Raw genomic sequence first — 4,514 nt, forward strand, 5'->3', positions numbered from 1 at the left:
CGGCGCGACCGCGGGCGATCTGGCGGGGGGCCATCGTGTCGAGGACCTCGGCGATGCCGTCGGTGGCGAGTTCGGGGTCGAGGGGGTCGGGTGTGCCGAGGGCGTTCTCCGCGTCCCAGCGGTGGATCAGCGCCTCCAGGCAGCGGCGGCGCTGCCAGAACCCCACTGTGCGGGGCGGGTGGAACGTCCACGCCTCGGTGGCCGGATCGGTGTCCAGCGCGGCCAGCAGGGTGGCGCAGGTGTCCTCGAACCACCGTGCCAGCGCGGCCGGTTGGGTCGGCGCCGCCGGGGCGCGGTAGTCGCCGCGGCGCTCGGTGACGGCCACGGCCGCCCACAGGTTGCCTCGCCCGAGGTGCTCGGCGAGGTCCCGCACCGTCCAGTCGCCGCAGTGGGCGACCGGCGCGGACAGATCGCCGTCGAGGCAGGCCAGGAAGGCGTTCAACTCACGTCGCAGGCTGGTGAGACAGGCAGTCGGCTCCACGGCGAGGAGCCTACGCCCAGCCTGTTGATCCCGGCAGGGGCGAGGACAGACGCAGGGGCAACGTCTCAGCATGGTGGGCATGATGGTGAGACCCCGAGTTGGGTGACAGGGCGATGCGGCATGTCACGGTCCGCCACGACGGTGTGACGATCCCGGTCTCCCGTGCGGCCGGGAGTTGACCGTTGGCCGAGTCCCTTCGGCGCGATGATGACGTGGTGAGGGTCGACCTCAGGGGTCATGGCCTCGCCTCGGCCGCCGACCGGTACTGCTTCGAGGCGTTCCTCTTTCCCGGCCGGCTGCGGGCGTTCGGGGTCGACGAGCGGATCGTTCAGGTCGAGCGCGACGGCCGGAGGTCTCCGTGCCCGGGTGAGGTGGTGAAGCGTTCAGGCGTGGGCCGGGTCGGGTGTCCGGCCACGGTGCCGGGCGTGTCACTCGAACAAGTGGCGGCTGGCTCGGCTCCAGGCGACTCGTTGGCCCAGCTCGTCGAGGTAGCCGTCCTGGACCCAGCCGGCCTGGGGCTGGTTTCCCTGCTCGGCCAGTTCCCGGACCTGCTCGATTCCGCCCTGCTGCACGTCGATGACCGCGTCGACCAAGCCGGAGGTGGAGGTCAGGCCGTACGCGGTGGCGAACAGCTCCAAGCGGTGACGTCGGTCGGGTGGTTCGGGGTAACGCAGCCAGCGCAGGCACTCGGCGTCATCGCGGAACGGTGCGGTGTACTCCAGGGCGTAGGCGACATCGTGCAGGCGAGGCGCCGGGCGGGCGTAGTCCCAGTCCAGGATCCCCACCGGGGCCGTGCCCTCCCAGACGATGTTCCACGGGCCGAAATCACCGTGGCAGATCACCTCGCCGTCACGCAGCCCGCTCTCCCCGGTGCACCAGCTGAACCCTTCGGGCGGACGGAAGCCGGCGACCGCGTCGTGGTACTGGCGCAGCAGGCGGGCGAAGGTGACCAGGCCGGCGTCGTCGACCACCGGGGCCCAGCCCTCCGGGCCGGACGTGCCTTCCAGGTAGGTGAGGACCTCACGCCCTTCCGTGTCGATCCCCCTCACCCGCGGCGAGTACGGGAAGCCGGCGTCCTCCAGGTGCCGGAGCAACGCGTGGACGGCCGGTGTCCACGGCTGCACGGGCCGCCGGACGGTGTCGCCCACGCGGACCACCCTGCGATGGAGCGCGTCCTGGAGCACGTGTTCGTCGGCCATGCGTGGAGTATCTCGCACGACCCTTCGACGGCAGGCGTTCACCCTGGCGTGCGGTCCGTCGGTCCCGGTCGCCGGTCCTTCGTCAGGTGGCCGCGGTTCCGGCGCCGAGGTGGGCCGCGATGCGGTGATCGTCCGGGCGTTGTCCTCGAAGAGGTGCGCCCGCAGGCCCGCCCTCCGGGCGGCCTCGACGTCCGAACCCGCGGTCACGGGGCGGCAAGGGCGTCGATCTCCACGAGCATCGCCTCGTTGGGGAGGCCGGCGAAGACGGTGGTGCGGCAGGGGAGGACTCCGCTGGGGCAGTGCTCGGCGACGAACTCGCCGTAAGCCTCGTTCATGGCGGCGAAATCGTCGCGCCGGGTCAGGTAGACGCGGAACATCAGGACGTCCTCGACCGTGGCGCCACCGGCGGTCAGGATCGCCTTCACGTTGTCGAGAGTGCGGCGGGTCTGGGCCTTCACGTCGCCGGGGTGCAGGTACTCGCCCGTCGCGGGGTCCTGCGGGCCCTGGCCCGAGACCTGCAGCAGCGGGCCCTTCCGGACGCCTTGGGAGAACACCCACGCGGGGGCCGGGGCGCCTTCGGATCGGATCTGCACCTTCTCGGACATGGTGGGTCCTTCCGTTCGTGACACGTTCCGGTGATTCTCGCCCAGGGGTGAGGGGGGTGGTCGAGTCGGCCCGGGAGGTCGGGTGGGGTGAGGCGGTTCACGGCGGAGACGGGGCAGCGGGCGACGCGCGGGCACGCCGGTCCTGGCCGACGTCGCGGCTGATTGCGGATACTTCGACCAGGCCCCTGGACCGTGACTTCCGCGCCCTCGCACAGTGCTCCCCCACGCGCTGGCCGCGCGAGGGGTTCCGGATCCAGTCCGGGCACTACGGACCGCCGTCGATCCGAGGCGGCCGTGGACCGTTCCGACGCCCCGAGGAGATGCGCGATGAACGACAGGACGCCCCCACCGCCCCAGGTCTGGCCCACACTTCAGGCCACCGACGCCCGCGCGCTGATCCGCTTCCTGGTGGACGCGTTCGGCTTCCGGGAGGTCGCCGTGTACGGGGAGGGGGACATCGTCCAGCACGCGGAGCTGGCCTGGCCCGAGGGGGGTGGGGTGATGCTGGGCTCGGTCAGGGAGGGCGAGGACGGGGCGTGGCGCCCCGGTCCCGGCACGTTCGGGGCGTATGTGGTGACCGCGGATCCCGAGGGGCTGATCGCGCGAGCGAAGTTCGCGGGGGCCGAGATCGTGAGCGAGCTGCACAGCACCGACTACGGGTCGCGTGACTTCGCCGCGCGTGACATCGAGGGCAACCTCTGGTCGTTCGGGACCTATCCCGGCGCACCGCGGTGAGGGGCGGCTCCCGGGCTCGGGGCGCCCTCGGGGAACGGATCCGTTTGTCCTGGGCGGTCTAACGGGCTGTGCGCGGCGCGTCGCGGTGGTGAGCCGCGGAAGCCTGTTCAGGTCGCTCGGCCGAGGAAGGCGGGGGCGGTCTCGTCGAGGGCCTGGTCGAGGATCTCGAGACCGAGGGCGAGCTCTTCCTTGGTGCTGGTCAGCGGGGGTGCGATGCGGAAGGTGCCGCCGATGCCGGGGAGTTGCACGATGTTCATGTGGAGGCCGAGTTCGAGGCAGCGCCGGGTGACGGCGGTGCCGAGGGCGTCGCTGCCTTCCTTGGTCTCGCGGTCGAGGACGAGTTCGACGCCCTGGAGGAGGCCGCGGCCGCGGACGTCCCCGATGACGGTGTGCCGCTCGCCCAGTGCCAGCAGCCCGTCTCGCAGGCAGGTGCCGAGGTCGCGGGCGCGTTCGGCCATGTCCTCGCGCTCCAGGACGTCGAGCACGGTGATGCCGACGGCGGCGACGAGGGGGTCGGAGACATGGGTGGTGAAGAACAGGAAGCCGCGTTCGTAGGCCGTGCGCTCGATCTCGGCGGAGGTCACCAGGGCGGCGAGCGGGAGGCCGGCGCCGAGCGTCTTGGAGAGCGTGAGGATGTCGGGAACCACGCCGTCCCGCTCGAACGCGTACCAGGAGCCGGTGCGGCACAGGCCGGTCTGGGCCTCGTCGAGGATGAGCAGCATGCCGCGCTCCTCGCACTTCTTCTTGAGCGCGGCGAGGTAGCCGGGCGGCGGCTCGATGACTCCGCCGGAGCTGAGGACGGGTTCGACGATGCACGCGGCGAGGGCGCCGGTGGACTGGGCGTCGATGAGGGCGAAGGCGTGGTCGAGTTGGCGGCGCCAGTCCAGCTCGCCACCGGGTCCGGTGAAGTCGGGCCGGTAGGCGTAGGGCGTGGGGATCGCGAACTGGCCGGGGGCGGCGGGGCCGTAGCCCTTTCGTCCCGAGCTGTAGGTGGCGTTGGCCGCGGCCTGGGTCATGCCGTGCCAGGAGCGGGCGAAGGAGACGATCTCGTGTCCGCCGGTGACGAGTTTCGCCATGCGGATGGCCGCTTCGTTCGACTCGGCGCCGGTGGTGAGCAGGAGGGCCTTGTCGAGCGGGTCGGGCAGCGACGCGGCCAGGCGGCGGGAGAGGTCGACGACGGGCCGGGAGAGCATGCCGCTGTAGAGGTGGTCGAGGGTGGCGACCTGCCGCTGGACGGTGGCGACGACGTCCGGGTGGGCGTGGCCGAGGATCGCGCTCATCTGGCCGGAGGTGAAGTCGAGGATCTTCCGGCCGCTCTCGGCGAACACGAAGCTGCCGGCGGCGCCCGCGATGATCTCGGGGACGAAGGGGACGCCGTAGCGGACGACGTGGCGGTCGACGTCGGTCCAGAAGGCGTCGTCGGGGGCGGGGCCGGGGGAAGTCGTCATGCGGGCACCGTAGCCAGCCGTGACCCTTCGGTCCATGGGGATCGGG

Annotated in this window: 5 protein-coding genes; 1 reads left to right on the forward strand and 4 read right to left on the reverse strand. The window is 71.9% G+C overall.

Annotated elements, in window-relative coordinates; all coding sequences use genetic code 11:
- From ADY01_RS33220 to ADY01_RS33230, 3 genes are all read right to left on the reverse strand, one after another.
- Positions 1–481, reverse strand: a 481-nt coding sequence (locus ADY01_RS33220) for a maleylpyruvate isomerase family mycothiol-dependent enzyme (protein ID WP_049580477.1), incomplete at its 3' end; no start/stop codon positions are given.
- Between the two features lie 428 nt (positions 482–909).
- On the reverse strand, positions 910–1,680 hold the full coding sequence (locus tag ADY01_RS33225) for an aminoglycoside phosphotransferase family protein (RefSeq protein WP_049580473.1): 771 nt from the start codon (positions 1,678–1,680) through the stop codon (positions 910–912).
- A 203-nt stretch (positions 1,681–1,883) separates the two neighbouring features.
- Positions 1,884–2,285 (reverse strand): RidA family protein, encoded by a 402-nt coding sequence (locus ADY01_RS33230; RefSeq protein WP_049580474.1) that lies wholly within the window; start codon positions 2,283–2,285, stop codon positions 1,884–1,886.
- A gap of 327 nt (positions 2,286–2,612) precedes the next feature.
- On the opposite strand from ADY01_RS33230, the gene ADY01_RS33235 reads away from it, so the two are divergent.
- Positions 2,613–3,020, forward strand: coding sequence for a VOC family protein (locus ADY01_RS33235; protein WP_049580475.1), 408 nt, complete (start codon positions 2,613–2,615; stop codon positions 3,018–3,020).
- A gap of 107 nt (positions 3,021–3,127) precedes the next feature.
- On the opposite strand, the gene ADY01_RS33240 is transcribed toward ADY01_RS33235, so the two are convergent.
- Positions 3,128–4,468: an aspartate aminotransferase family protein gene (locus ADY01_RS33240; protein ID WP_049580476.1), complete on the reverse strand. Its 1,341-nt coding sequence runs from the start codon at positions 4,466–4,468 to the stop codon at positions 3,128–3,130.
- Between the last annotated feature and the right edge of the window lie 46 nt (positions 4,469–4,514).

The sequence above is a fragment of the Streptomyces sp. SBT349 genome (genome assembly GCF_001083795.1).
Taxonomy (GTDB): domain Bacteria; phylum Actinomycetota; class Actinomycetes; order Streptomycetales; family Streptomycetaceae; genus Streptomyces.

Bases quoted from the DNA above. Each gene is read 5' to 3' on its own strand.
- ADY01_RS33225 (WP_049580473.1), bottom strand. From the start codon at position 1,680: ATGGCCGACGAACACGTGCTCCAGGACGCGCTCCATCGCAGGGTGGTC.
- ADY01_RS33230 (WP_049580474.1), bottom strand. From the start codon at position 2,285: ATGTCCGAGAAGGTGCAGATCCGATCCGAAGGCGCCCCGGCCCCCGCG.
- ADY01_RS33235 (WP_049580475.1), top strand. From the start codon at position 2,613: ATGAACGACAGGACGCCCCCACCGCCCCAGGTCTGGCCCACACTTCAG.
- ADY01_RS33240 (WP_049580476.1), bottom strand. From the start codon at position 4,468: ATGACGACTTCCCCCGGCCCCGCCCCCGACGACGCCTTCTGGACCGAC.